The organism is Bacillus sp. LSHTCR4, assembly GCF_057197025.1.
This window is the reverse complement of record NZ_JBXUNO010000002.1, coordinates 363,310-388,647: the sequence shown is the minus strand read 5'-3', so window position 1 is coordinate 388,647 and position 25,338 is coordinate 363,310. Positions and strand designations below refer to the sequence as shown.

General features: G+C 36.5%; 24 protein-coding genes, 2 tRNA genes and 2 pseudogenes. 5 read left to right on the top strand and 23 right to left on the bottom strand.

The window, feature by feature from the left end; translation table 11 throughout:
• Window positions 1-29: 29 nt before the first annotated feature.
• The 8 genes and pseudogenes from ysxC to AC2CGR_RS15665 all read right to left on the bottom strand — a co-directional run bounded on the left by ysxC (window position 30) and on the right by AC2CGR_RS15665 (window position 10,170).
• Complete coding sequence (gene ysxC, locus AC2CGR_RS15700) at window positions 30-626, bottom strand: ribosome biogenesis GTP-binding protein YsxC (protein WP_000869114.1); 597 nt, start codon at window positions 624-626, stop codon at window positions 30-32.
• Window positions 623-2,953: an endopeptidase La gene (lon, locus tag AC2CGR_RS15695; RefSeq protein WP_484480991.1), complete on the bottom strand. Its 2,331-nt coding sequence runs from the start codon at window positions 2,951-2,953 to the stop codon at window positions 623-625. Before lon ends, ysxC begins: the two co-directional genes overlap by 4 nt.
• A gap of 183 nt (window positions 2,954-3,136) precedes the next feature.
• The gene (gene lonB / locus AC2CGR_RS15690) at window positions 3,137-4,807 is read right to left on the bottom strand and encodes an ATP-dependent protease LonB (protein WP_029440040.1); all 1,671 of its coding nucleotides are present in this window, start codon (window positions 4,805-4,807) and stop codon (window positions 3,137-3,139) included.
• 106 nt (window positions 4,808-4,913) lie between these two features.
• Window positions 4,914-6,173, bottom strand: a complete 1,260-nt coding sequence (gene clpX / locus AC2CGR_RS15685; RefSeq protein WP_000472281.1) for an ATP-dependent protease ATP-binding subunit ClpX — start codon at window positions 6,171-6,173, stop codon at window positions 4,914-4,916.
• A 264-nt stretch (window positions 6,174-6,437) separates the two neighbouring features.
• On the bottom strand, window positions 6,438-7,715 hold the full coding sequence (gene tig / locus AC2CGR_RS15680; RefSeq protein WP_000729253.1) for a trigger factor: 1,278 nt from the start codon (window positions 7,713-7,715) through the stop codon (window positions 6,438-6,440).
• A gap of 309 nt (window positions 7,716-8,024) precedes the next feature.
• Window positions 8,025-9,023: a hypothetical protein gene (locus AC2CGR_RS15675; RefSeq protein ID WP_484480990.1), complete on the bottom strand. Its 999-nt coding sequence runs from the start codon at window positions 9,021-9,023 to the stop codon at window positions 8,025-8,027.
• Between the two features lie 197 nt (window positions 9,024-9,220).
• Entirely contained in the window at window positions 9,221-9,469 is a 249-nt protein-coding gene (locus AC2CGR_RS15670; protein WP_001983650.1) for a hypothetical protein, read from the bottom strand.
• A gap of 286 nt (window positions 9,470-9,755) precedes the next feature.
• Window positions 9,756-10,170 (bottom strand): annotated as a pseudogene (locus AC2CGR_RS15665) (group I intron-associated PD-(D/E)XK endonuclease).
• A gap of 153 nt (window positions 10,171-10,323) precedes the next feature.
• Between AC2CGR_RS15665 and AC2CGR_RS15660 the strand changes: the two are divergent.
• Entirely contained in the window at window positions 10,324-10,938 is a 615-nt protein-coding gene (locus tag AC2CGR_RS15660; RefSeq protein WP_000475206.1) for a PH domain-containing protein, read from the top strand.
• Between the two features lie 84 nt (window positions 10,939-11,022).
• On the opposite strand, the gene AC2CGR_RS15655 is transcribed toward AC2CGR_RS15660, so the two are convergent.
• Window positions 11,023-11,223 (bottom strand): hypothetical protein, encoded by a 201-nt coding sequence (locus AC2CGR_RS15655; protein WP_000124461.1) that lies wholly within the window; start codon window positions 11,221-11,223, stop codon window positions 11,023-11,025.
• Between the two features lie 156 nt (window positions 11,224-11,379).
• Here AC2CGR_RS15655 and AC2CGR_RS15650 point away from each other — a divergent pair.
• A pseudogene (locus tag AC2CGR_RS15650) lies at window positions 11,380-11,469 on the top strand (DUF6572 domain-containing protein); the annotation flags it as partial.
• Window positions 11,470-11,651: 182 nt separating this feature from the next.
• On the opposite strand, the gene AC2CGR_RS15645 reads toward AC2CGR_RS15650, so the two are convergent.
• The 8 genes from AC2CGR_RS15645 to AC2CGR_RS15610 all read right to left on the bottom strand — a co-directional run bounded on the left by AC2CGR_RS15645 (window position 11,652) and on the right by AC2CGR_RS15610 (window position 17,439).
• Window positions 11,652-11,725 (bottom strand) — tRNA-Arg (locus tag AC2CGR_RS15645).
• A 1-nt stretch (window position 11,726) separates the two neighbouring features.
• A tRNA-Gly gene (locus tag AC2CGR_RS15640) sits at window positions 11,727-11,800 on the bottom strand.
• Window positions 11,801-11,909: 109 nt separating this feature from the next.
• Window positions 11,910-12,413 carry a metallophosphoesterase gene (locus AC2CGR_RS15635; RefSeq protein WP_087968448.1) on the bottom strand — a complete coding sequence of 168 codons (504 nt, stop codon included), beginning with the start codon at window positions 12,411-12,413 and terminating at the stop codon, window positions 11,910-11,912.
• 13 nt (window positions 12,414-12,426) lie between these two features.
• Window positions 12,427-13,035, bottom strand: coding sequence for an XTP/dITP diphosphatase (locus AC2CGR_RS15630; protein ID WP_000815935.1), 609 nt, complete (start codon window positions 13,033-13,035; stop codon window positions 12,427-12,429).
• Between the two features lie 11 nt (window positions 13,036-13,046).
• The gene (gene rph / locus AC2CGR_RS15625; RefSeq protein WP_001261765.1) at window positions 13,047-13,784 is read right to left on the bottom strand and encodes a ribonuclease PH; all 738 of its coding nucleotides are present in this window, start codon (window positions 13,782-13,784) and stop codon (window positions 13,047-13,049) included.
• A gap of 128 nt (window positions 13,785-13,912) precedes the next feature.
• The gene (gerM, locus tag AC2CGR_RS15620) at window positions 13,913-14,962 is read right to left on the bottom strand and encodes a spore germination protein GerM (RefSeq protein WP_001126763.1); all 1,050 of its coding nucleotides are present in this window, start codon (window positions 14,960-14,962) and stop codon (window positions 13,913-13,915) included.
• A 131-nt stretch (window positions 14,963-15,093) separates the two neighbouring features.
• Complete coding sequence (gene racE / locus AC2CGR_RS15615) at window positions 15,094-15,903, bottom strand: glutamate racemase (RefSeq protein ID WP_484480989.1); 810 nt, start codon at window positions 15,901-15,903, stop codon at window positions 15,094-15,096.
• Between the two features lie 210 nt (window positions 15,904-16,113).
• A complete protein-coding gene (locus AC2CGR_RS15610) occupies window positions 16,114-17,439 on the bottom strand; it encodes an MFS transporter (RefSeq protein WP_131100786.1) in 1,326 nt (441 codons plus the stop codon).
• A 361-nt stretch (window positions 17,440-17,800) separates the two neighbouring features.
• On the opposite strand from AC2CGR_RS15610, the gene AC2CGR_RS15605 reads away from it, so the two are divergent.
• Complete coding sequence (locus AC2CGR_RS15605) at window positions 17,801-18,490, top strand: type 1 glutamine amidotransferase domain-containing protein (protein ID WP_270184767.1); 690 nt, start codon at window positions 17,801-17,803, stop codon at window positions 18,488-18,490.
• Between the two features lie 42 nt (window positions 18,491-18,532).
• Here AC2CGR_RS15605 and AC2CGR_RS15600 read toward each other — a convergent pair whose 3' ends face one another.
• The 5 genes from AC2CGR_RS15600 to AC2CGR_RS15580 form a co-directional block, all read right to left on the bottom strand.
• Window positions 18,533-19,171: a TetR/AcrR family transcriptional regulator gene (locus AC2CGR_RS15600; protein ID WP_484480988.1), complete on the bottom strand. Its 639-nt coding sequence runs from the start codon at window positions 19,169-19,171 to the stop codon at window positions 18,533-18,535.
• A gap of 160 nt (window positions 19,172-19,331) precedes the next feature.
• Complete coding sequence (locus AC2CGR_RS15595; protein ID WP_087968444.1) at window positions 19,332-19,994, bottom strand: type 1 glutamine amidotransferase domain-containing protein; 663 nt, start codon at window positions 19,992-19,994, stop codon at window positions 19,332-19,334.
• A gap of 105 nt (window positions 19,995-20,099) precedes the next feature.
• Entirely contained in the window at window positions 20,100-20,324 is a 225-nt protein-coding gene (gerE, locus tag AC2CGR_RS15590; protein WP_000659484.1) for a spore germination transcription factor GerE, read from the bottom strand.
• Between the two features lie 165 nt (window positions 20,325-20,489).
• Window positions 20,490-21,785 carry a purine/pyrimidine permease gene (locus AC2CGR_RS15585; RefSeq protein WP_087968443.1) on the bottom strand — a complete coding sequence of 432 codons (1,296 nt, stop codon included), beginning with the start codon at window positions 21,783-21,785 and terminating at the stop codon, window positions 20,490-20,492.
• Between the two features lie 97 nt (window positions 21,786-21,882).
• Window positions 21,883-23,124 carry an amidohydrolase family protein gene (locus tag AC2CGR_RS15580; RefSeq protein ID WP_087968442.1) on the bottom strand — a complete coding sequence of 414 codons (1,242 nt, stop codon included), beginning with the start codon at window positions 23,122-23,124 and terminating at the stop codon, window positions 21,883-21,885.
• Window positions 23,125-23,305: 181 nt separating this feature from the next.
• Here AC2CGR_RS15580 and AC2CGR_RS15575 point away from each other — a divergent pair, with 181 nt between their 5' ends.
• Complete coding sequence (locus AC2CGR_RS15575; RefSeq protein ID WP_000044337.1) at window positions 23,306-23,491, top strand: PspC domain-containing protein; 186 nt, start codon at window positions 23,306-23,308, stop codon at window positions 23,489-23,491.
• Between the two features lie 70 nt (window positions 23,492-23,561).
• Here AC2CGR_RS15575 and AC2CGR_RS15570 read toward each other — a convergent pair whose 3' ends face one another.
• Window positions 23,562-24,134 (bottom strand): helix-turn-helix domain-containing protein, encoded by a 573-nt coding sequence (locus AC2CGR_RS15570; RefSeq protein WP_484480987.1) that lies wholly within the window; start codon window positions 24,132-24,134, stop codon window positions 23,562-23,564.
• A 100-nt stretch (window positions 24,135-24,234) separates the two neighbouring features.
• On the opposite strand from AC2CGR_RS15570, the gene AC2CGR_RS15565 reads away from it, so the two are divergent.
• The gene (locus AC2CGR_RS15565; protein ID WP_484480986.1) at window positions 24,235-25,200 is read left to right on the top strand and encodes a DMT family transporter; all 966 of its coding nucleotides are present in this window, start codon (window positions 24,235-24,237) and stop codon (window positions 25,198-25,200) included.
• The last annotated feature ends 138 nt before the right edge of the window (window positions 25,201-25,338 follow it).

The following is a 25,338-nucleotide window of genomic DNA, read 5'->3' as shown; positions in this document are numbered from 1 at the left end:
GTGTATAAAGAAAAAACGCGCGACATTCGTCACGCGTTTTTTGTTTTTGTCATTTTATGAATTGCTTTCCATGCTTCTTCTTTTCCAAGTCCTGTTTCAGAAGAGAATAGAACAATTTCATCTCCAATTTCAACAGCAAGCGTTTCTTTTACAACTTTTAAATGCTTTTGCCATTTCCCTTTCGGAATTTTATCGGCTTTCGTTGCAATAATAATTGTTGGGATTTCATAGTGCTTTAAGAAATCATACATCATCACGTCATCATTTGTTGGTTGGTGACGTAAATCAACTACTAATACAGCTGCGTCTAGTTGCTCACGCGTTGTAAAGTACGTTTCAATCATTTTGCCCCATGCTGCGCGCTCTGATTTAGATACTTTCGCATATCCATAACCTGGAACGTCAACAAAATGCATCATCTCATTGATTAAGAAAAAGTTCAACGTTTGCGTTTTTCCTGGTTTAGAAGAAATACGTACTAACTTTTTACGATTTAAAATTTTATTAATAAAGGAAGACTTCCCGACATTTGAACGACCTGCTAATGCAATTTCTGGTAAATCACTGTCTGGATATTGTTCTGGTTTAACAGCACTAATTACAATATCTGCTTTTGTTACTTTCATTGTTTCACTCCTACTAATGCGTGCTCCAATACTTCATCTAAATGAGATGCAAGCACAAACGTAAGATTTTCTTTTACGCTCTCTGGAATATCATCTAAATCTTTCTCATTTTCCGCTGGTAAAATAATCTTAGTTAAACCTGCGCGGTGAGCACTTAATGTTTTTTCTTTTAAACCACCAATCGGTAATACACGACCACGAAGTGTAATTTCACCTGTCATCCCCACTTCTTTACTTACAGGAATACCTGTTAGTGCAGAAATAAGTGCTGTTGCCATCGTAATACCTGCTGACGGTCCATCTTTTGGAACTGCTCCTTCTGGAACATGAATATGAATATCATTTTTCTCATGGAAATTCGGATCAATCTGAAGCTCTTCTGCACGAGAGCGAATATAGCTAAACGCTGCTTGTGCGGATTCTTTCATAACATCCCCAAGTTTCCCTGTTAAAATTAATCTCCCTTTACCTGGCGCTACGGACACTTCAATCGCCAGTGTATCGCCACCTGCTGCTGTATACGCTAAACCTGTCGCCATACCAACTTGATCTGTTTTTTCGGCTTGCCCATAACGGAATATGTGCTTACCAAGTAAATCAACAACATTTTTCTCTGTTACTACAATACGCTTACGTTCTGCTGTAACGATAATCTTTGCTGCTTTACGACAAACTTTTGCAATTTGGCGCTCTAGTGTACGAACACCAGCCTCACGTGTATAATAGCGAATAATTTCAAGAAGCGCTTCATCACGTACTTGTAAATTACCTTTTCGTAAGCCATGCTCTTTTAATTGTTTCGGCAATAAATGTTCGCGAGCAATATGAACTTTTTCAAGTTCTGTATAACCAGCAATCGAAATAATTTCCATACGGTCAAGTAATGGGCCTGGAATACTGGAAAGTGTATTCGCAGTTGCTACAAACATAACTTTCGATAGATCATATGGTTCTTCAATATAATGATCACTGAAGTTATGGTTTTGTTCTGGGTCTAACACTTCAAGTAATGCTGCTGATGGATCTCCACGGAAATCATTAGACATTTTATCAATCTCATCTAATAAGAAGACTGGATTAACTGATTTCGCCTTTTTCATACCTTGAATAATGCGTCCTGGCATTGCTCCAACGTACGTACGGCGGTGACCACGAATTTCAGATTCATCACGTACACCACCAAGGGATACACGGACAAAATTACGATTTAATGATGTTGCAATAGAACGCGCTAACGACGTTTTTCCGACCCCAGGAGGTCCTACTAAACAAAGGATAGGTCCTTTTAATGAATTCGTTAACTTCTGTACTGCTAAATATTCAAGTACGCGTTCTTTCACTTTCTCAAGACCGTAATGATCTTTGTTTAAAATCTCTTCAGAATGAACAAGATCAATCATATCTTCTGTTGCTTCTGTCCACGGAAGTGCTAATAACCAATCCATATAATTGCGAATAACGCCGCTCTCCGCAGAACTTGCTGGTAACTTTTCATAACGATCTAATTCTTTCAGTGCAGCCTTCATTGTTTCTTCAGGCATTCCTGACTGTTCAATTTTCTCACGAAGTTCTTCAACTTCCCCGCCCTTACCTTCTTTATCGCCAAGTTCAGTTTGAATCGCCTTCATTTGCTCACGTAAGAAATATTCTTTTTGCGTGCGCTCCATTGAACGTTTCACTTTTTGTCCAATTTTCTTTTCTAAACTAAGTAATTCTTGTTCATCTTGAATAATTGAAATAAGTGTATGTAATCGTTCTTTCACAGATATGATCTCTAAAATCTCTTGTTTCTGCTTCGTTTTAATTGGCAAGTGAGAAGCAATTAAATCAGCTAATCTTCCTGGCTCTTCTACATCAGCTACCGTTGCAAATGTTTCATTTGAAACTTTTTTCGAAACTTTAATATATTGTTCGAAATGCTCCAGTAACGTACGCATAAGAGCTTTCTCTTCTAAATCAGCTTCCACTTCTTCCGTTATCGTTTTAATAGAAACTTGCACTACATTTTCTTCTTCGATAAACTTTACTACTTCTGCTCTATGTAAACCTTCTACAAGGACACGAAGCGTACCGTTAGGCAATTTTAACATTTGCTTCACTTTCGCCACTGTACCTACACTATATATGTCATCTTCTTTCGGATCATCGATATTCATTTCTTTTTGCATTGCTAAAAAGATGATATTTTCATCCATTGCCGCCTGCTCTAGTGCTTGTATCGATTTATCACGTCCTACATCAAGATGCAGAACCATCGTTGGATATACGAGAACGCCTCTTAATGGTAGGAGGGGTACGATTCTTTCATTCGTATTCATACTAGACATAGCACCTCCATAATAAATTAAACTCCTGTTCAACCATTTTATATTACAATACATCTAGATGCAATTGCAGAGATTTTCCGCAATTGTAAATCACTCGTTTTTTCTCCTTTATAAAAAGAAAAAAGACTCCGCTTAAGCATACAAACTTAAACGAAGTCTGGCAAATTTTATTATCGTTCACTCTCACATTGATTGTGCATCTGTTTCGTCTATCGTAGTATGTACATCAAGCTCTCGATGCATATTTTCTTGCATAAATGTTAGCTCAAATACTTCCTTTAACTTACGAACAGGGATAATTTCAATTCCTTTTATTGTGTACAAAAACGGTTGCATGTTTTCAGCAGGGATGATAACTTTCTTAGCTCCCGCCTTTTTCGCAGCTTTTATTTTTGCGTACACACCACCGATAGGTTTCACTTCCCCGTGTATACTTATCTCACCAGTCATCGCTACTTCATTATTCACATACGTATGATGCACTGCCGAATACACACCTGTTGCCATAGCAATTCCCGCAGAAGGCCCATCAATCGGGATACCACCTGGAAAATTAATATGTATATCGTACCCTTCTGGCAACACATCTAGAGATCGAAGTACTGTTAATACATTATCTACAGAACCTTTCGCCATACTTTTACGGCGAATTGATTTCGTTTGACTACCAATACTTTCCTCTTCAACAATTCCGGTAACATTTACCGACCCTTTATCTTTCGCCTTAATTGCTGTTACTTCAATTTCTAATAACGCGCCTGTATTTGGTCCGTATACAGCAAGTCCATTTACAAGACCGATTCTCGGAATAGGGTAAATGCGTTTTTCATACTTCGGTGTAAGCTGACTAGAGTGAACAACCCACTCAATATCTTCATCTTTAATGAAAGGACGTTCTTCATTTATTGCCATTCCAGCAGAAATTTGCACAAGATTAATCGCTTCTCGTCCATTTCTTGCATACATCCCAATCATTTCAATACCATTTTCACCGATTTGCATTTCCACTTTGTCAGCCGCATTCTTCGCTACTTTTTGAATTTCTTCTGTATCTAACTCACGGAAGAACACTTCTAAACAGCGCGACCGAATAGCAGGAGGAATCTCCTCTGGCGAACGTGTCGTCGCCCCAACTAAGCGAAAATCGGCTGGTAAACCTTTTTGAAAAATGTCATGTATATACGTTGGAATCATCGTATTCTCTTCACTATAGTATGCACTTTCCAAAAACACTTTTCGATCTTCTAGCACCTTTAACATTTTGTTCATTTGAATCGGATGTAGTTCACCAATCTCATCAATAAACAAAATACCACCGTGCGCATCTGTTACCGCACCTTTTTTCGGTTGTGGAATACCTGCTTGTCCCATCGCCCCAGCACCTTGATAAATGGGATCATGCACCGAACCGATTAAAGGGTCTGCAATACCACGTTCATCAAACCGAGCTGTCGTCGCATCCAGTTCAATAAATGTTGCATTTGTGCGAAATGGAGATTTTGGATTTCGTTTCGCTTCTTCTAATACAAGACGTGCTGCCGCTGTCTTTCCTACACCTGGCGGACCATATATAATCACATGTTGCGGGTTTGGGCCACAAAGAGCCGCTTTTAACGACTTAATCCCGTCCTCTTGCCCTACAATATCTAAAAAGGATGTAGGGCGCACCTTTTCCGCAAGCGGCTCTGTTAAAGAAATCTCACGCATTTTACGAAGCTGTTCTAATTCTTTTTTCGATTCTCGATCAATTGAAACTTTTTGTGTTCGCTGATTTCGAAGTAAATGCCAAAAATACAATCCGACAATTACACCAAAAACAAGTTGAACAAGTAAAAATATATTTGTCCAGCTCATCATTTATTTCCTCCCGCAATGTTTTATCTCTTAGTATTTCCGCGGAGGAACATAGCTAAACATAAAGAAAAACAGCAATTATAAAAATTGCTGTTTCTCTTTCGCATTATGCAGATGTTTTTGTATCAAGTACAGTACCGTCTTGTAACACCAATTTTGGCGGTGCATTATCAGCTACTGTTTCTTTTGTAAGAACACACTTCTCGATATCTTTACGAGATGGAAGTTCGAACATTACATCCAGCATTAAGCCTTCAATAATAGAACGAAGTCCACGAGCACCTGTTTTACGTTCAATTGCTTTTTTCGCAATCTCAATTAGTGCGCCTTCTTCAAACTCTAACTCAACATCGTCAAGCTCCAATAGTTTTTGGAATTGCTTAACAAGTGCATTTTTCGGTTTCGTTAAAATATCAACAAGAGCATCTTCATCAAGCGGCTCTAGGTTCGCAATAACTGGAAGACGACCGATAAACTCTGGAATTAAACCAAATCTTAAAAGGTCCTCTGGTAATACGTGAGATAAAACATGCTTCTCATTTACATCCGCATTTTTCTTCTCCGAACCAAATCCAATTACTTTTTCACCAAGACGACGTTTAATAATTGGCTCAATGCCATCAAACGCTCCACCACAGATGAATAAGATATTCGTTGTATCAATTTGAATAAACTCTTGGTGCGGATGCTTACGACCACCTTGAGGTGGAACGCTTGCTACAGTACCTTCTAAAATTTTCAGAAGTGCCTGCTGCACACCTTCACCAGATACATCACGTGTAATTGATGGATTTTCGGACTTACGTGCCACTTTATCAATCTCATCAATATAAATGATTCCTTTTTCCGCTTTCTCTACATCATAATCAGCTGCTTGGATTAATTTAAGTAAGATATTTTCTACATCTTCCCCAACGTATCCAGCTTCAGTTAAAGATGTCGCGTCCGCGATTGCAAATGGAACATTTAAAATACGCGCTAACGTTTGTGCCAGTAATGTTTTACCACTACCTGTTGGCCCGATAAGTGCGATATTACTCTTCGCTAATTCTACATCATCAATTTTGCTGTTAGAATTAATGCGTTTGTAATGGTTATATACCGCTACCGCTAGTGCTTTTTTCGCGTTATCTTGTCCGATGACATACTCATCTAAGATTTCACGAATTTCTACCGGTTTCGGTACATCTTTGAATTCTACTTCTTCGTCTTTCGCAAGCTCCTCTTGTACAATTTCAGTACAAAGTTCGATACACTCGTCACAAATGTAAACACCTGGACCTGCAACTAACTTTCGAACTTGCGTTTGTGTTTTACCACAGAAAGAACATTTTAATTGCCCTTTTTCATCATTAAATTTAAACATATTTTCACACCCCTTACAAAGTGCTAACCTCTTGCCTTCGTATGTACACGATAAATGTATCGTATGTAAATACATATTATGTCACTACGTGGCGAGAAATACAAATAATATGACTAGTTATGTACAAATAAAAAGTTTTTAAAACTTTTGAAATATGTATATTCGACTCATTAAGGAAGTTTTCCTTCTTCATCGAAAAGTTTTATAAATATATTTCTATATTTATAAAACAAGGCACGATTAAAATCGTGCCTTGTTATTTTATTATGCAGCGTTTTCTACTAAGAAGTCTACAGCTTTACGAACTTTAAGATCTTCAGCTAAAGCGTCTACGCTTCCAAGAGCTTGCTTGATAGCGTCTACTGGCATACCGTACATTTCAGCCATTTTTTCAACTTCTGCAGTTACTTCTTCTTCAGTAACTTCGATGTTTTCAGCTTCAATGATAGCTTCAAGAACAAGGTTGATTCTTACGCGTTTTTGAGCGTCTTCTTTCATTTGCTCTTTTAACTTGTCAGCATCAGTACCTGTGAATTGGTAGTAAAGCTCAAGGTTCATACCTTGTTGGCTTAAACGTTGCTCGAATTCACGAACCATACGATCTAACTCAGTGTCGATCATAGCTTCTGGAATGTCGATTTCAGCGTTAGCAGCAGCTAATTCTACTACTTCGTCACGTACTTTGTGCTCAGCTTCGTGCTTTTTGCCTTCTTCTAAGTTTGTACGAAGTTTTGCTTTTAATTCATCAAGAGTTGCAACCGCTTCGTCAGCTTCTTTAGCGAACTCGTCGTTTAACTCAGGAAGTTCTTTTGTTTTGATTTCGTGAACTGTTACTTTGAATGTTGCTGGTTTGCCAGCTAATTCAGCAGCATGGTACTCTTCTGGGAATGATACTTCAACGTCTTTAGACTCACCAGATTTAAGACCAATTACTTGCTCTTCGAAACCTGGGATGAATGTACCAGAACCGATTGCTAGAGAGTAGTTTTCGCCTTTTCCGCCTTCAAATGCTTCGCCATCAACGAAACCTTCGAAGTCGATTACAGCTGTATCACCGTTTTCAACAGTTCCTTCTTCTTTAACAACTAGTTCAGCTTGACGCTCTTGTAAAGATTTTAATTCGTTCTCTACATCTTCGTCAGTTACAGTTGTTTCAACTTTTTCTACTGCTAAACCTTTGTACTCACCTAATTTAACTTCAGGTTTCACTGTAACTTTTGCAGTGAAGATAAGGTTAGCATTTTTTTCGAACTTCTCGATGTCAATTTCAGGATGAGCAACTGGGAAGATACCAGCTTCATCGATCGCTTCACCGTATGCTTTTGGTAAGATGATATCTAAAGCATCTTGGTATAAAGATTCGATACCAAAGCGTTGTTCGAATAACGGACGAGGCATTTTTCCTTTACGGAAACCTGGTACGTTGATTGTTTTTACTACTTTTTTGAACGCAGCGTCGATAGAGTTGTTTACTTCTTTAGCATCAACTTCGATTGTTAAAACGCCTACGTTACCTTCTAATTTTTCCCATTTTGCAGCCATTTATTCTTTCCCTCCAACTATAATAATGTATGCACATACCTCTATAGATTAAGATCTTCATTATCTCTTTTTTGAAATAACAAAAGTACAAATAATCCTCTAGCAAAAGCTTTCAGATATAATGTTCCAATCTACTAATTGCCTAAAAGACAACTACGGTATATTTTGTTCGAGAATAATATGAAACATATTAAGTAAGAGAATTACACTTCTCTTCTCTTACAAACAGGCAGATTTCTGCCTTTTGCAACCCTTACATTATAACATAGAATATGCTCGTTTCAAGAACCGAACGATTCTTTTTCATAATTATACGGGCAAATATCCTTCTCTTTCAACACGTAATAACCATTGATAGGCAATATGAAACTCTTCTAATCCAATATTATACGCTGTCATAAGCTCTTCCTCATCAATAGTCAACCCGAAACGCTTTCTACCAATTCTCTCTAAAACAGCAGCCCAAATTTCCACTTTATCCATTAATAGAGCGAATGGGAAAACGCTAATTTGCAACTCTTTCCAATATGTAACCATCGCATCAAATATATCAGGATAATTTTGTTCTAATCGACTTGATAATGTATGTATAATGTTATCGGATTGCTCCTCATTATGACCTGTAAATGCCGGAATTACCTTGATCGTATTCCCAAACTTTTCTACCTCTATCTCTTCTTCTATTTGATTTTCTATCATTTTATATAAAATAGAAGTTTTCAAATAAGGGTGCTGTTTTTCGTCTACTAAAAATTTCTTTAAAACAGGTAATGCAAGATCCAAGTCTTTTAACGAAAGTTGCTGAATCGCTCTTAGCTTTTGCCCAAAGTTTTCTCCAAACATTTCATTAGTAAATTCATCTAATTCAAAATTCGAATCGACTAGTGACGTATCTACTTCATTTAACATACCTTCTGCAAATAAAGCGAGCTGTGCTAATTTTTCCTTTTGTTCAGGCATTATATCTTTCGTTTGCAAAACTTTTTCAACGGTTTCAATTACACCTTCATAATCATTTGTTTGAACTAAAATTGTCACATACGTTTCAAGAATATCACCAAATAATACAGCTCCTGTTTCCAGTAACTGTTCACACTTCTCTTTCGCTTCTTCCATATGCTTTAATTCTAACAAACAAATAACCGAAGCTAATTCCGTTTGTTCCGTTTCTGCATTATACTGACGTAATATTTCAAAGCAGCGCAATGCATCTTCGAATTTCCGCTCTTTCAGCGCTAAAAAACCTTCATCAATATAGCGCTCTGATAGCTGCGGAAACAATACGACCGTATTTTCTTTTTTATCCATACGTCCGCCTCTTTTTCTAGATTTTAATTATCTTTAAAGTAAATATATCAAATGAGTAATGAGAACACAACATCTCAACACCCTTTGTTTGAAATATGAAAATATTTAATTTTTATATTTCAATATAAACAAATCCTTACTTAAAATTTAAAATGTACAAATAAAAACCCTCAGCGATGAAAGCAGAGGATTTATCATTAATGGAAAGCTTTTATAATAGTGGGGTATATAACAAGGGTAATAATTTGGAGAACAATAATTGCCATAACAATCATGCTAAAATAGAAGATTGGTTTACTTCGCTTCATTAAAAACATAATGATAAGCATCGTACAAGCAAACAAACTTAAGAAGAACAAACTCGTTGTCGAACTAAGTATACCACTTGGGACAAAGAACAATAACACTACACTACAAGTACCTATAATTCCAAATAACCATTCCATTCATTCACTCATTCCCTTTCCCTCTCATGGTAGTTTCCTCTAAGCGATTAAATGTTTTACAACATCCACTACATACGTTAATTTCTCATACGCTACAAATCCAAAAGCAACTGTTAAACCCGTTACGATTAACCCTTTCATCATTTCTTCCTCCTCGTTTTATCGTTGTTACCTTCATTATAGAGGATTAGCAATTTGTTACCATCGAACTACCTTACAGTTACCTTACAGAATTGTAAGATTTCAAAAGAGAATAGAAAAGCACCTCACATAGCTTGAGGTGCTTTCACGGAATTTCTCTATAATCACTTGCAAAATTAACTTTTTTCTCTTGGTTATTTTTCGGAGAATCCACTCTTAAACTAATAGATTTACTAAATAATTTTTGGTTGAAGTAATAACAAAAATCCGTTTGAGGACAATATACACAATACACATCTATTTCTTCTTTATTCACTTCTTTTGTAGTGACTCCGCTTGTCGTAGAATAACTAGATCGGAATCTAACTTCTAGTATCCCTCTTGCATTCAATTCTCTATATTTCAACTTGTACCCTTTTAAATCTCCCGTCTTTATACACTACAAGAGCAAACGACGAATGCTCTGTTTGTGGCATTAAAATCATGTATCCTTTTTCATACAAATCAACTTGCGCCTTTAAAACAGCTAAATCTCCTTTTGTTTTTGTATGATGGTACACTTTTTCTCCGCACCTTTTTACATGTTTTAAAATAATATTTGTTCCTTTTCTTAACTTACCTCCCAATATTTTCACATTAAAAGAAAACTCTTCGTTAAAATCATGTTAATATATTTTTGTATAATTGAGATTTTTTTATAAGGGGGATTATATATGTTCAAAAAAGTAGCTGCTGATGTTTTAGGATTAAGTGATGTAGGTTCTGTCATTACACCGAAAGATTACGATAAAGTCGATGCCGATGATTACGTGATGCATGAAGATGGGGAGAAAATTTACTTTCTAATTAAATCGAAATCAGATGAATATTGCTTCACAAACAAAGGATTACTTCACCTAGATGGGACAAGTGCGACAAGTAAAAAACGTACACTACGCCGCTTTAGCTATAGTAAATATCAAATCAAAAACGTAGCACTTGAAACTGCCGGAACGATTGATTTAGATGTAGAAATTAAATTTCAAATGGGAGATGAACACTATTCAATTGATGTTCATAAAAAACATATCGAGGAATTAAAAGATTTATATAAAGCCTTACTTAAAATCGAAGAAATTTCATACGACAACGACATTACATTACAATATGCACATAAAAGTTTAGATATGGCATCTAATGCTTTCAGCCGTATTTCAAACGCACAAGTAAATTTAGCAGAGCAGTTTAAAGAAATGAACGAGATTGCCTTTAACTGGCTTGTTGATACGAAGAAACAATATAATGTGAAAGATTATGGTTTTGTGTTTGAGAAGTTTATTAATAACTAAACAGAAAACCTTGTTATCAAAAGATAACAAGGTTTTTTCAACGTCCTAGAAGATGCTCAAACTCTCAGTCCGCTCATTTCCGTACTATTTTATATATTTTGATCGCAGTCTTAATATATCTTCTCCTTCGCGAATGCCTGCCGATCCCTTCCTCACATTTTTTACGACAGTCCAATTCGGGTTAGTTTCATCACCGATGTTCTGTACTGTAAAGTTGCCATCACCATATTTCCGTTGACCTTCTGCCAATTTCTCCGTTAAATCATTCTCATTTGATCTCGCCATCTTTGCGCCATCTCCCTTTTTTATACAACCTTCTTAAACCGTCTAACCAATCACAGGTCCAGTCAATTGGAGATTCTCGTTTTCCGCTTCTATTAATTGTAACACACTGACAGGGATAAGTTTCGATAACGGATGCTCAATCCGCACTAGAATGATAAAAAGTTTTATAACATTGTAAGTGAACAACTAGGAGAATCTAGATATGAATTTGAGTTTCACCATAAGCCTATTGATTCTTTAAATTAGATAAGAGGAATACGGCGCATAAATGGTGCTCTTTTTATTTAAGAAAAAGAAGTACATATACAACTTGCTTAATATCGAAGGAAAAGTCGCAGATATTAAGGATAAACTACTCTTATAACCCATACATCAATTTGCAGACAAACAAAAAACCTTGTTATCTTTTGATAACAAGGTTTTTTTAGCGTCCCAGGAGAGATTCGAACTCCCGACCGTACGCTTAGAAGGCGTATGCTCTATCCGGCTGAGCTACTGGGACATGGAGCGGGTGAAGAGAATCGAACTCTCGACCAGAGCTTGGAAGGCTCTTGTTTTACCACTAAACTACACCCGCATATGTTATTTTATTTTTCTTCGTTAGCGCCGTTGCCCTATCGACAATATTTATTATATGTATAACCATACATAAAGTCAACACCTTTTTTAAAAGAGGATAATTTTTCTTATCCTCTTTTAAAAACTGCTTGTTCAACTAGCTGTCCGTCTAGTGTTTCAAAACGAACTTCCATTTGATTTTCATCCATTTCTAATAAAGCAAATGTCTTTTCTACACGCTGACGCGGTAATAAAATACTGCCTGGATTAATAAATAAAACGCCGTCGATTAATTCCGCACCTAATACGTGAGAGTGTCCGAAGCATGCAACTTGCGCCCCGACCTCTTCAGCACGGTACGCTAATGTTTGTAACGTCATTTTCACGTTATGACGATGTCCGTGCACAACTACGAAACGAATACCATCTACATCAGTGACAATTTCGTCTTGAAAGTTAGCATAATCACAATTCCCTTTTACAACATGGAAACCTTGCAGCTCTTCATGAGCAGGCGTTAGCTCTGAATCACCGCAATGAATCATGATATCTACTTTTCCTTCATACTTCTCTTTTAACCGCTGTAATTCCTTCACAGAACTATGACTATCGCTTACGATTAAAGCTTTCATCAATCTCTCTCCCTTATTCTCCTAAAAACCATTCAGGGATTTTTTCTTCTAGCTTACGTAGAGCACGTCCGCGGTGACTAATAGCATTTTTCTCATCTGAACTTAGTTCCGCCATCGCTTTTTTATATTCTTCCACATAAAAAATCGGATCATATCCAAAGCCGTTTTCCCCGCGGCGCTGTTCTAAAATAAATCCTTCACACGTCCCGTTTACAATGACAGGCTTTTTATCACCTTCAGGGAAAGCCACTGCTAATGCACAGTAGAAACGAGCTTTACGTTTTTCAAACGCTACGTCATTTAATTCTTGTAAAACTTTATCAATATTCGCTTGATCATCTTTCGGCTCTCCAGCAAAACGCGCTGAATACACGCCTGGTTTCCCGTTTAAAGCATCTACAATAAGACCTGAATCATCCGCAATTACAATGGCATTCAACTGTCTACTCAAACTATCCGCTTTTAAGATCGCATTTTCTTCAAATGTTTCACCAGTTTCTTCGACTTCTTCAATATGAGGAAAATCGTGTAATGATTTCACTTCTAAATCAAATCGCTCAAATAACTCAGCAAATTCACGTACTTTCCCCATATTTTTTGTCGCTACAACAACTTGTTTCATTTTTTCCACCTCTACTCTATATGAGATACGATGTCACCTAACGCTTCCTTTTGCATATCAATCAGTTGGAAAATGCCTTGTTCTGCAGCATCAAGTAATTCATTTAACTGCGCTCTGCTAAACGTCGCTTCTTCTCCAGTTCCTTGCACTTCAACGAACTGACCTTTTCCAGTCATAATTACATTCATATCAACGTCTGCTTTAGAATCTTCTGCATAGTTTAAATCTAAAACAACACCTTGCTCTTCAACAATCCCTACTGACGTTGCTGCTAAATAATCTTTTACTGGAATTTTAGATACTTTTTCTGCTTGTAATAACTTCTCAAACGCTAATACCATCGCTACGTATGCACCTGTAATAGAAGCAGTTCGCGTTCCACCATCCGCTTGAATAACATCACAATCAATCCAAACCGTTCTCTCACCAAGCGCTTCTAAGTCAACTACCGCACGTAATGCTCGTCCAATTAAGCGCTGGATTTCCATTGTACGTCCTGTTACTTTCCCTTTACTTGACTCCCTAATTGTACGTTGTTCTGTCGCACGTGGAATCATCGCATATTCAGCTGTTACCCAGCCCTTTCCTTCTCCACGCATAAATGGCGGGACGCGCTCTTCAATTGTTGCTGAGCAAATCACCTTTGTATCCCCAACCTCAATTAACACTGATCCTTCTGGATGTTTTAAATAATTCGTATGAATATGTATATGGCGTAATTCTGTTTTTTCTCTACCATCTACTCGCATAAAAATAACCTCCTCATAACTACTTGTTAGTATAGCCAAATTTAAATGTATGATATGTATACAATAAAAGAAGAGGAACCCAAAAAGCAATTCCTCTTTCTTACTTAAGTATATCAAATTATCGACGATTAAAAACTACCTGTATTCACGTTTTCTGGACGATCTACAGGTTTTATTAACTTTCCGCCCTTTTCATCTATAAGATTTGCTTTACCATTTACTTCAATAGAAACGCTTTTCACGCCTTTCTTTTCAGTTAAAGATAAAACTAACGACTTCAATACATAATTTGAAACCATATTTTTATCTGGGTTTATAAATATATTTTCGTTAAAGTTTAATGTAAGATTTCCATCTTGTAATTTCGGATTCGTAATCAGCTTAACTCCTGGATTGAAATCATTTAGGAGCGACTGATGAATCGGTCCTTTTACAAGTTCATCTACAATTGCTGCATAATCATTTTCTTTTCCTTCTACAACGCGGCGTGTTACTGGTACGTAGTATTGCTGCTTATTATTATTTTGCGCCATAAAATACAGCGTTACTGGTTTTGTATTTGTTACATCCGCTACTTGTTCATCATCGAAGTTGATACCGTTCGCACGGCTCACACCTTCCCCAAGCGGTGTACCACCAACAGGCATCTTCGCCAATTTCTCACCATTTATTTGGAACTGCACTTGTTTTATTTCTTTAAATTGCGTCAACGTCCATGCGATAGATTCAACGATTTGACGTTCTTCCTCTTTCGCATAGTTTTTCATTTCTTTAGAGAAATCAATGACTGCCGTCCCATCTTTTTTCAAGTTAAGGGTCATCGATGTATTCGCTGGAATGACTGCACGGAACCCATTCGGTAATAAATTCGTTACCGGTCCATCTTTCACAAGGTACTCTAACGTTTGCTGAATAACCTCATTTGCTTTCGGAGTAGGTATAGCTAACGTCTGCGGTACAACATAGCCATTTTTATCAACAAGGTATAATTCTCTATTCACCGTTTGTCCTTGCTTATCTTTTTTAGATACTTCTTTCTTTCCACCCTCTGTATATGTAACTTGTTTTGGTGGATCAATTTGTTCCGTTGCTTTCTCCTGATTTATAAAGCCACACCCTGTTAGTAAAACAGCGCTCACAGTAGCACCAACAACCCATTTAAAAGTGGATTTAGGCATGCCATTCCCCCCTAAAATCTAAGTTTGTACTATTATGTATACGAGCTGTTTCATGTTTTAGAACAAGCTGTGCTTCCTATAAACAAAAAAACTCCTGATTTCTCAGGAGTTCACTTATATGAATTCTATTATTATTCTTTTTCTAAATAAATATGTTTCACATTTTCAATCGGTTGACCGAACCATTTTGATGCAATTTCTTTAAATAGGCCTATTTTTCCTGTTGTTAAGAAGAGATGATCACTTTGTTCCTCTCCCTCATTCAACATTTTACTATGGTATAAAATGGTACTTACTTCACGCGCCGTTTCATCACCAGAACTAATGAGTTGCACTTTATCTCCCATTACTTGTTTAATAACAGGACCTAAAATCGGATAATGTGTACAACCTAAAATAAGCGTATCAATATCAGTGTTTTTCAGCGGTTGCAACGTTTCTCTTACAACTTCATACGCCATTTCACTTTCGAAATTGCCGCTCTCTACAAGCTCAACAAAAGGTGGACACGCTAAACTTTCTACCATAACACGATTATTAATAGACTTTAACGCTTCTTCGTATGCACCACTTTTCACCGTTCCAATCGTTCCAATAATCCCAACATGATACGTGTTTGTCATTTTTAAAGCTGTACGTGATCCTGGATGAATAACTCCTACCACTGGAATTGGTAATTTTTTCTGCATCTCTTCTAATACAACTGCAGTTGCTGTATTACATGCAATAACTAACATTTTGATATTTAAATCTAGTAAATGCTCCGTCATTTCCCACGTAAATTGACGCACTTCTTCTCGAGAACGTGGACCATAAGGGCAACGTGCTGTATCCCCTAAATATATAATACGCTCTTTCGGCAACTGACGAATTAACTCCTTCGCCACTGTTAAGCCGCCAACTCCTGAATCGATAACACCGATTGCTCTATTCAACTTCATCACCCGTTTTCTCATTCATCATCTTATTTTATCATTATATTTTACACACTTTAAGTTCGCGCACTTAAACTGCTTCTATATGAAAATTTTTATTTGTACCTGTATAGACTAGGACCTTTTTTATTTTGCTCCTTTTTTTCATAATTTGCAAGACAGAAAAATAACCGACCTTCTATAGGAAAGCCGGTTTCTTCTATATGAAGTACATATTTAGTGCTCCATCTTTTTTTGGAAAGAAGACATTCCTATTAATAAGAAGAAATGGGCAGAAATGAACATAACGATTAAAATAAAATTCAAACGATAACTATTTGTGGATTCCATAATTTTGCTCGCTACAGCTGGTCCAAATGCCATACCGAAAAAGTTAATTAAATTATATAAACCAAGACCGACTCCAACTTTAGCTGCATGTAATGTTTTCGGTATAAATGTGTTCAATGATACTTGAATGGCAGAATAACTCATAAACGTTAAAATAATCGCCAATACAATAACGACTAAACTTCCATTCGGAATAAACCCTAAAATTAAAAAGCCAACAATCATAATGACAGACGCTACATAAATCATATTCACATTTCCAAACGAAGGAACAATTTTCCCCGTAATAAAACTAGACACAATACCAAAGACTGATGCAACAAACAATACAACTCCGATAACAAACGGAGACAATCCGTGCACTCTCCCTAACAGTAATGGCAACAATAATAAATTAGCACATAACGCCACATTTATTATAAATCCGATCGCTATTAAACGAAGAAATGCTTTGTTCGAAAATAACTCAATATCGATAAATGGATGCTCCGCTTTCTTCATACGAACCGTGAATAAAAATAAAGAAATTATCGATAACACAAATAGCCAACTATTCATATTGACACCTAATAAAACAGTCGTAATGAATGCAAATAGTAACGCCGCTCCAATGTAATCAAAATGAAACGCTTCATCCGTATGCAGCGCTTCTTTTGGCATACATTTTATAAGCAAGAAAATCCCCACTACTGAAATAACCATAAATAAAAATAAATATGACCATCCGAGTGTATTTGTAATAGCCCCGCCAACTAAAGGGCCAATACCTATTGCTAATGCAATAGAAGAACTAATCATCGCTAACGCACCAGGCTTCTTAGCAGGAGCAACTAATTTTGCCACCGCAATCATACTAAGCGCAATAAACGCCGCACCCCCACTCGCCTGTACTAATCTTGCAAAAATGACAATCGCATAAGATTGATTTAAAAATCCAATAATGGATCCAGCTACAAATATGATGATTGAAATAATCAATAGTTTTTTTACACTGTAACGATCAGCAAGCTTCCCATATATCATTGAACCAATACCGACAACTAAGGAATAACCTACTACAACCCAACTCACTTTCGATTGACTAATGGATAAATCATGAGCCATATCCTCTAACGCAACATTAAATAAAACCGCATTCATCGGTCCCAACAAAACGATAAAGCATAATGTGAAAACAAACCATCTTGAATGGTTACTTATATCTTTCTCCATGTGTAACACCTCTCCTGATTGTAGTAATTGAAAACGAAAAATGAAGTTGTTTAGCTCCTCTATCATCACTAGACAACTTCATCAAATGTATAAATGTATCGCGCGACAAATTGAATTCAAAACGAAACATGTACGTTGTTCGATATCCATGGAACTATCATAGTTTCAGCATTACAGTTTGTCAACGAAAAATATACAAAGTAAACTAATTTAGTGTTTTTAGTTTACTTTGTTCAAAAATTGTTATACACTAACTTCGAATCCGATATAAGGAGGACTGACATGGTTATTCAAATTTGCAATTTCTAACTTAATAAAATAATGAACTTTTATATAGAAGAAACATTACAGGAGGATTATGATGAAGAAAAAAATGTTAGTTGTATTAACGAGTGTAGAAAAATATCCAAATTTAAATCGAGCTACTGGCCTTTGGCTTGGTGAAGCTGTCCATTTCGTTAAAAAAGTTGAAGAAGCTGGTTACGAAGTAGATTATGTTAGCCCACAAGGTGGTTATACACCGATTGATCCGCATAGTTTAGCAATGGCGGAGAGCATCGATTGGGAATGGTATCAAAAGAAAGAATTTATGAATCGCCTCGGCTCTACAATGAAACCGAGTGAGGTGAATCCAGAAGACTATGCTGTTATTTATTACGCAGGTGGTCACGGTGTGATTTGGGACTTCCCAGAAAATAAAGAGCTTCAAATGATTAGCCGTAACATTTATGAAAATGGCGGAATTGTTTCCTCTGTTTGTCACGGAGCTGCTGGTTTATTTCATATCACATTAAGTAATGGGGAACGTTTAATTAGTGGTAAAAAAGTAACAGGATTCTCAAATGAAGAAGAAAAACTAGCTGAATTAGATCAATTTGTTCCATTTTTAACAGAAGATGAACTCATTAAAAATGGAGGACTTTACGAAAAAGCTGCGCAACCTTGGGAAGCTTACGCTGTAGAAGATAATCGTGTTATCACTGGTCAAAATCCAGCTTCAGGTGGTCCAGTAGCTGAATTAGTATTACAACACGTAAAAAATAACATGTAATAAAAAAGCAGATTTTCCATTACTATAGGAAAATCTGCTTTTTTACGAAATCATTTGCAAAATAGCCATAACTTCTTTTTCAATTTCCGAATCATCAATTGCTTCTATATACTCTGGTTTAAACAGTTGGTACTTCTTTAATTGATAAAAATCAAGTATCGCTTTCTTTAACGTAATATCGTACTGAATACAAAAAGAATGATCTATAATACGTCTTAACATCACATCATCTTGCACCATAAATAATTGTGCGTTCATTTCATTAAAGTAACCTTGTTCCATACCCGCTTCAAAAAACATTTGCAAATTACGATTACGATTTTGTTGTGCAGCGACTAACTGATCAGATAAGTGCGGATATGCCTCTTTCAAATCTTGTAAAAAGACATCTGAAATATACGTCACACATTTTAAAGAGTGAATAAACGTCTTTTGGAAACGTTCTGCAAAAGACATACTTTCATCTTGATTATCCGCATCTCCTTCAAGAAGGTAGTTCATAAAATCTTCTACCGCAGCTTCAATAATCTCATCTTTTGAAGAAAAACGTTTATATAAAGTAGCTTTACTAATATCCATATACTTCGCAATTTCATCTATTTTCAATTGACTAAAACTCGTTTTTCTAATAACGGGCTTTATTTTATTAATATACGTATTTGCACACGCAACTTTTCTCATTAAAAGAGCCTCCCCTTTTGTCCATACAAAATAGTATAGCAAATTCACGATTAATTATAAATGAAGTCATTATACTCGATACATCTTTTTAGTTTAAGTGGTTTTCAATTTACGCTATAGAAAAAATGCCCGCTACCTTTATAAGTAGCGAGCATTTTTTCTATAATTTATTTACTGCTCTTCTTATAGCTTTCCCTATTTCAATGCTAGACTGCGGATTTTGCCCTGTAATTAAACGTCCATCTACTACAACATGTGGCGTGAAATTTGGAGCAACATAAAACAAAGCCCCTTCTTCTTTCAATTTACTTTCTAATAAAAAAGGCACTCGCTTTTCTAGATGCACAGCTTTTTCCTCATCATTCGTATAACCTGTTATACGCTTACCGGCAACAAAAAACGAGCCATCTTTATTTTTCACACCGACTAAAGAACTTACTCCGTGACAAACAGCCGCCACAATCCGGTTATTGTTGTACATATTCTGAATCAAATTTGCAACATATGGATTACCCGGAAAATCTACAATCGCCCCGTGCCCACCACCAAATAAAACCGCATCATAATCCGAAAAATGAACCGTTGAGATCGGCTTCGTATTTTGCAATAAAGAAGCGACATGCTTAAATTCACGAGGTATCCCGTTCGGAATAGACACTCTATCAATAGGTACTCTACCGCCCTGTATCGATACAATATCAACATCGAACTTAGCCTTTTTAAATACATGATAAGGAGCTGCGAGCTCTTCCAACCACAAACCAGTCGGGTGTCCATTCATATCATGAGCGCTTGTTGAAACTAACAATATCCTTTTCAACATATCCCCTCCTTACTACCTATTTATGTATGGAGTGTTCTTATCATTCATATAGCGCATGAAACAAACAAAAAATAGCCGACTCTTTTATGAAAGTCGGCTTTCTTTTTATAACTCGAGCTCTCCCATGCGAAGAAGCTCAACAACTGCTTGTGAACGTCCTTTAACTCCTAGCTTTTGCATTGCGTTTGAGATGTGGTTGCGAACTGTCTTTTCACTGATAAAAAGTTCACCTGCAATTTCCTTCGTTGTTTTATCTTGAACCAGTAATTCAAATACTTCTCTCTCTCTCTTTGTGAGTAAAGGTTTAGATTGATACGCTTTTTCCTTCAACTGGTATAACCCTCCTTGCTTAAGCCAGAGCCGTGTATGTGTAAGTTGGGTGTTTATTTAGTCAAGATATTGTATGAACGAAATGTGCGGGTGGTGAATGAAAATGGGCTTTATTTCACATGTTATTTTAGACTTTTATACAGTGCGTACACTCTTTGTATCCACTTACTTTTCGGTACGCCATATTTGTTCTAGTAATATGCTGACAACTGTACCTACGAACAAACCATTTCCGAATATATATTGCATAACAGACGGTAAGGATTGGAGCGCTCCAGACGGTAAAAACATAACACCGCTGCCAAATAATACTGCAACGCCTAAAATCGTTACATTCCTTTCATTAAGCTCCACTTGTTTTATATTATTTAACCCAATTCCAATTAGCTGTACGAAAGAAGCCATTAAAACGGCAGATGCGACAGCGGATGGTAAAGATGCTAAATAACGAATAATACTTGGGAACATCGACATTACGACTAGTAACATACATGCTAGTAAGAACGATCGTATATACTTTTGTTTTGTTAAACGTATAAATCCTGCCGTTGCTGGTAACGGCACGACGCCTACAGTTGAAAATACAGAAGAAATGATATGTGAAATACCTCCAACCCATGTTCCATCCTTCAACTGTTTCTGTTCAATAGTCCCTTTTTGAATGGTAGCTTGATTAATTGCTATAATAGCTGCCACTGTATTTGAAACTAAAATACATACCATAACGAAACTCGATACAGCCATACCTGTATTCCATTTTGGAAGTCCCCAAGCAAATATATGTGGAAGTTGCACAAAATGAGTTACTTGAGATGGAATCGTCACTTTTCCTGCAATGAGAAAAAGAATCCACCCACTAATTAATCCTATTAAAACCGCATAACTTTTGACAAAACCTTTTCCAAAACTAGATAGTATAATAACGAAAAGAAATATACTAAACGCAATTATCGCTGTAAATCCATCGATTTGAGAAACAGTAGCAGTAATTCCTAGCATTCCTTTTAGAAATACACCGCTTAATTGTAAACATAATAAAAGTAAAAACGTCCCTGTCACAAGCGGTGTAAATAAAAATAAAATACGTCCGATAAAACCAGTTACGCCTAATCCTATTAAAATAACACCAGAAATAATCATTCCTAATTCTAAAATTTGCAACGTACTATGTAATTGATCTTGTCCGGCCGTTGCGTAAGCAAGTACGGTAAATACTCCAACCCAAGATCCAGCTGGTCCATCCGCAATTGGAAGTCTATGTCCAAGCCAGCCTTGTAAAAAAGAAGATATACCAACTACAAAAAACGTACGCTGCATTAAATAAAATATTTCTTCCGTCGTAAGATGAAATAATCCGCCAACGACAATTGGTAATGCGATTGAATTCGCCAATAAAAATATAAACCATTGCAAAGTTCCCATAATATGATTTTGATTATGTTGCTTGTCCAAATTTTTCATCCCTTCTAGCTTCCTTATAAAAAATATATTGTAAGCATAAAAAAGAAGGGTTCTACACACACAATTAGAACCCTTCCAAAACATTTAAACGATTCCTTTACACAAGATTATTTAATTCCACCTCATTTAAACTTCCAACAACAATATTTCCTTTATGTACGACTAAACGCTTCTCTGTTTGACGCGCTACCGCTTCAGCAGTACATGTTGCATTCGTCAAAACAAAACTCGCTTCATCTCCTACATTCGGCCATGCTCGCTTCCCATCATCGTTTAACGTTTCTTTTCCTCCCGTAATAAAGCGAAGTGCTTTTCCTAAAGATCTTTCATCACTCCATCCGAAACGTTCCGCTAATCGATTTGCCTTTTGCAGCATATCACCAGTTCCAAACGGTGACCAATGATCTGTAATACTATCGTTTCCTAATGAAACTTTCACACCTTTTTTATCTAATAACGGAATTGGAATTACTTGTTTCCCAATTGGCACCGTTGAAGTAATATCGATATGTAAAGCAGCTAGTCTTTCTGCCACTTCTTCAGCTTCTTTATCCGTAACACCACCAAGTCCAAGCGCATGACTAATCGTTACTCGCCCTTGCCATCCCGCTTCTTCTGTTAAACTTGCCAATCTCTTCATCGTAAAAGTCCCAAGATTATTCGCATCATGCAGATGAATATCAACATCTGAATTAAATTCTACCGCGATATCCATAATGGTATGTAATGATTTTTCAATATCATTATCCACTGTAGCTGGATCCACTCCACCGACTAGATGCGCACCCATACGCATCGCATCTTTCACAAGTTGCACAGAATTACTGCGCAATAATCCATGTTGCGGAAAAGCAACGATTCTACCAGAAACTTGATTTTTATACGTTTCCAACGCCGCTAACGTCGCCTCCAAATTACCAAGTCCAATAATCGGATCAACATTACAATGCGTTCTTATATTCGTCGCACCGTTTCGAAGCAATAACGCTAGCATATTTTCCGCTCTACCTTGAGCAGTTGCTAGTTGCTTTGGCAAAATTTTTTCTTCTTCATTAAAACGTGTAAAGATACTTTCTGCTGGCATACAAGCTTTCCACGGGCCACTATAATAGGTTTTATCAATATGAATATGCATCTCTTCAAAAGCCGGTAAAATTAATAAGCGATTGGCATCAAGAATGAGTACTCCTTCCTCTTGAACAGCCCCAGCTATAATTTTTTTAATTCGTCCCTCTTCAATCAGTAAACTACATAATTCTGTTTCTGTTTGGGAAATTCTCCCCTCGTCATATGTATATCCCGATTCAAGCATTACATTAGTCAGCCAATATACTGCCATCTCTATTTCCCCACCCTTTATTAAAAATTATTCCTCTTACTATAAGTTTAATATCAACTGAAAATTAAGACAATTAATTTGACTACCTCTAAAAAAATGTAATACAACCTCATAGTCTCCTCATAGATTTCCATATAGAATAGAAGTATAGAGTTTGCTATAAAAAGGAGTGGATTGGAAGATGTCAAAAAGATTATGTAAATCCGAAACTGATAAAATGCTATTTGGTATATGCGGTGGTTTAGGAGAATATTTTGATATTAGCTCTACTCTCATTCGCATACTTTGGGTCATTGCTGTTTTATGTTTTGGGACGGGGTTTTTAGTTTATTTTATTTGTTTATTACTTATGCCACGCTCTTACTAATAACCTTCTTTCATACATTTGAGCATAGCGTATATAAAATCCCCTATAGATTTTTCTATAGGGGATTTTATCATGAAGAATATTTCATCGTTAAATGTAATACCGCCACTTCATCTTCTTCATTCTTATAACTATGTTTCTTATTCGCTTCAAATTGAATAGAGTCAAACTCATTTAATTCGTATACATCGCTTTCTACCTGAATCGATACTTTCCCTTTCATTACCGTTACAAGCTCAATAGCACCTTCATGATGAGCTTCTGGTTCATATATACTATTCGATCGTAAACAAGCACGATGCATTTCCATCCCCGTTTCTTTCGTATAACGGAACATTGTTTCTAAATGCCATGCTTGTCCCACGTCTACTGCAAATCCTTCTTCGCAGCGCGCAACAGCTACAGGTTCTCCAACAACCATCAATCTCGATAAAGGAATCGATAATCCTTTCGTTATTTTCCAAATGACGGCTAACGTCGGATTCGTTTCACCCCTTTCAATCTTTCCTAACGTTAATTTACTAACTCCTGTTTTTTGAGCTAATTCTTCTAAACTTAATTTTTGCTCATTTCGAATTTGCCTTAATAACTGACCTACTTGCTGAATGACTTCTTTCGTTTGCATATCTTCATGTTCTTTCATCTATAAAACCACCTTAAAATATAAAATAGTTTACTTTTATCTTTATAAAGTATATTATACTATACATAATTGTTGAATTTCGAAAGGAGTGTCATACTTCATGCGCGCAATTTTATTAGGCCTTTTATCATCAGCCTTTTTTTCTGCAACCTTTATTATGAATCGAGCGATGAATGTATCTGGAACGAGCTGGGCTTGGACAGCTTCCTTCCGTTTTTTATTTGCTCTCCCTATTTTATTCCTTATCGTTTTATTTCGCAAAAACTTAAGGGGATTATGGGAAGAATTAAAGAAACATCCATGGGCGTGGATCGGGTGGGGTTCTGTTGCTGGTATTGGTTTCTACTCTTTATTAAGTTTTGCAGCTGTCTTTTCTCCAGCTTGGCTCGTTGCTGGAACTTGGCAAGTGACTATATTAGCAGGTTTACTACTCTCGCCATTATTTTTCGTTAAAATAGAAACGAAATTAGGTACGAAACTTGTACGCGGAAAAATTCCACTTCGTAGTTTATATGTCGCATTATTTATTTTACTTGGTGTAATTTGTATGCAAGCAACCGCAGCAGGTCACATTACAATGACTCAGTTTATTTCAGGTTTTTTACCTGTCGTGTTAGCTGCTTTCTTATATCCGTTCGGTAACCGAAAAATGATGGAACTTGTTGGCGGGCGCCTTGATACATTCCAACGTGTATTAGGAATGGCAATAGGCAGTCTTCCTATAACAATTTTACTTGGTATATACGGATTTTCTACTACAGGTATTCCAACATCAAGCCAAATGCTACAAGGATTTTTGTTAGCATTATGTTCTGGCGTTATAGCGACAATGACATTTTTCTTTGCTACTGACTTAGCCAAAGATAATCTCGCTCTGCTTGGAGCTGTTGAAGCAACGCAAGCTGGAACGATGGTTTTTACCGTACTTGGCGAAATTATTTTCTTGAATGGTTCATTTCCTGGTGGTCTTTCCCTACTTGGAATGATTATTATTATGTTGGGAATGGTTGCAAATAGCATTTTAAATCGATCTGTTCCAGTCGTTAAACAGAGAAAAACAGCATAAAAAAGAGTGTGGTTCTATAAACAAAGAACCACACTCTTTTTTTATTGTCCCCCTATTCCCCCTTATCAGAATAGTATTTCATTAGCTGTTTATACTAAAACCTATGTTATAATACGTTTCATGCGCAATATTAGGAGG

Bases quoted from the DNA above. Each gene is read 5' to 3' on its own strand.
- ysxC (WP_000869114.1), bottom strand. From the start codon at position 626: ATGAAAGTAACAAAAGCAGATATTGTAATTAGTGCTGTTAAACCAGAA.
- lon (WP_484480991.1), bottom strand. From the start codon at position 2,953: ATGTCTAGTATGAATACGAATGAAAGAATCGTACCCCTCCTACCATTA.
- lonB (WP_029440040.1), bottom strand. From the start codon at position 4,807: ATGAGCTGGACAAATATATTTTTACTTGTTCAACTTGTTTTTGGTGTA.
- clpX (WP_000472281.1), bottom strand. From the start codon at position 6,173: ATGTTTAAATTTAATGATGAAAAAGGGCAATTAAAATGTTCTTTCTGT.
- tig (WP_000729253.1), bottom strand. From the start codon at position 7,715: ATGGCTGCAAAATGGGAAAAATTAGAAGGTAACGTAGGCGTTTTAACA.
- AC2CGR_RS15675 (WP_484480990.1), bottom strand. From the start codon at position 9,023: ATGGATAAAAAAGAAAATACGGTCGTATTGTTTCCGCAGCTATCAGAG.
- AC2CGR_RS15670 (WP_001983650.1), bottom strand. From the start codon at position 9,469: ATGGAATGGTTATTTGGAATTATAGGTACTTGTAGTGTAGTGTTATTG.
- AC2CGR_RS15660 (WP_000475206.1), top strand. From the start codon at position 10,324: ATGTTCAAAAAAGTAGCTGCTGATGTTTTAGGATTAAGTGATGTAGGT.
- AC2CGR_RS15655 (WP_000124461.1), bottom strand. From the start codon at position 11,223: ATGGCGAGATCAAATGAGAATGATTTAACGGAGAAATTGGCAGAAGGT.
- AC2CGR_RS15635 (WP_087968448.1), bottom strand. From the start codon at position 12,413: ATGAAAGCTTTAATCGTAAGCGATAGTCATAGTTCTGTGAAGGAATTA.
- AC2CGR_RS15630 (WP_000815935.1), bottom strand. From the start codon at position 13,035: ATGAAACAAGTTGTTGTAGCGACAAAAAATATGGGGAAAGTACGTGAA.
- rph (WP_001261765.1), bottom strand. From the start codon at position 13,784: ATGCGAGTAGATGGTAGAGAAAAAACAGAATTACGCCATATACATATT.
- gerM (WP_001126763.1), bottom strand. From the start codon at position 14,962: ATGCCTAAATCCACTTTTAAATGGGTTGTTGGTGCTACTGTGAGCGCT.
- racE (WP_484480989.1), bottom strand. From the start codon at position 15,903: ATGAAGTTGAATAGAGCAATCGGTGTTATCGATTCAGGAGTTGGCGGC.
- AC2CGR_RS15610 (WP_131100786.1), bottom strand. From the start codon at position 17,439: ATGGAGAAAGATATAAGTAACCATTCAAGATGGTTTGTTTTCACATTA.
- AC2CGR_RS15605 (WP_270184767.1), top strand. From the start codon at position 17,801: ATGAAGAAAAAAATGTTAGTTGTATTAACGAGTGTAGAAAAATATCCA.
- AC2CGR_RS15600 (WP_484480988.1), bottom strand. From the start codon at position 19,171: ATGAGAAAAGTTGCGTGTGCAAATACGTATATTAATAAAATAAAGCCC.
- AC2CGR_RS15595 (WP_087968444.1), bottom strand. From the start codon at position 19,994: ATGTTGAAAAGGATATTGTTAGTTTCAACAAGCGCTCATGATATGAAT.
- AC2CGR_RS15585 (WP_087968443.1), bottom strand. From the start codon at position 21,785: ATGAAAAATTTGGACAAGCAACATAATCAAAATCATATTATGGGAACT.
- AC2CGR_RS15580 (WP_087968442.1), bottom strand. From the start codon at position 23,124: ATGGCAGTATATTGGCTGACTAATGTAATGCTTGAATCGGGATATACA.
- AC2CGR_RS15575 (WP_000044337.1), top strand. From the start codon at position 23,306: ATGTCAAAAAGATTATGTAAATCCGAAACTGATAAAATGCTATTTGGT.
- AC2CGR_RS15570 (WP_484480987.1), bottom strand. From the start codon at position 24,134: ATGAAAGAACATGAAGATATGCAAACGAAAGAAGTCATTCAGCAAGTA.
- AC2CGR_RS15565 (WP_484480986.1), top strand. From the start codon at position 24,235: ATGCGCGCAATTTTATTAGGCCTTTTATCATCAGCCTTTTTTTCTGCA.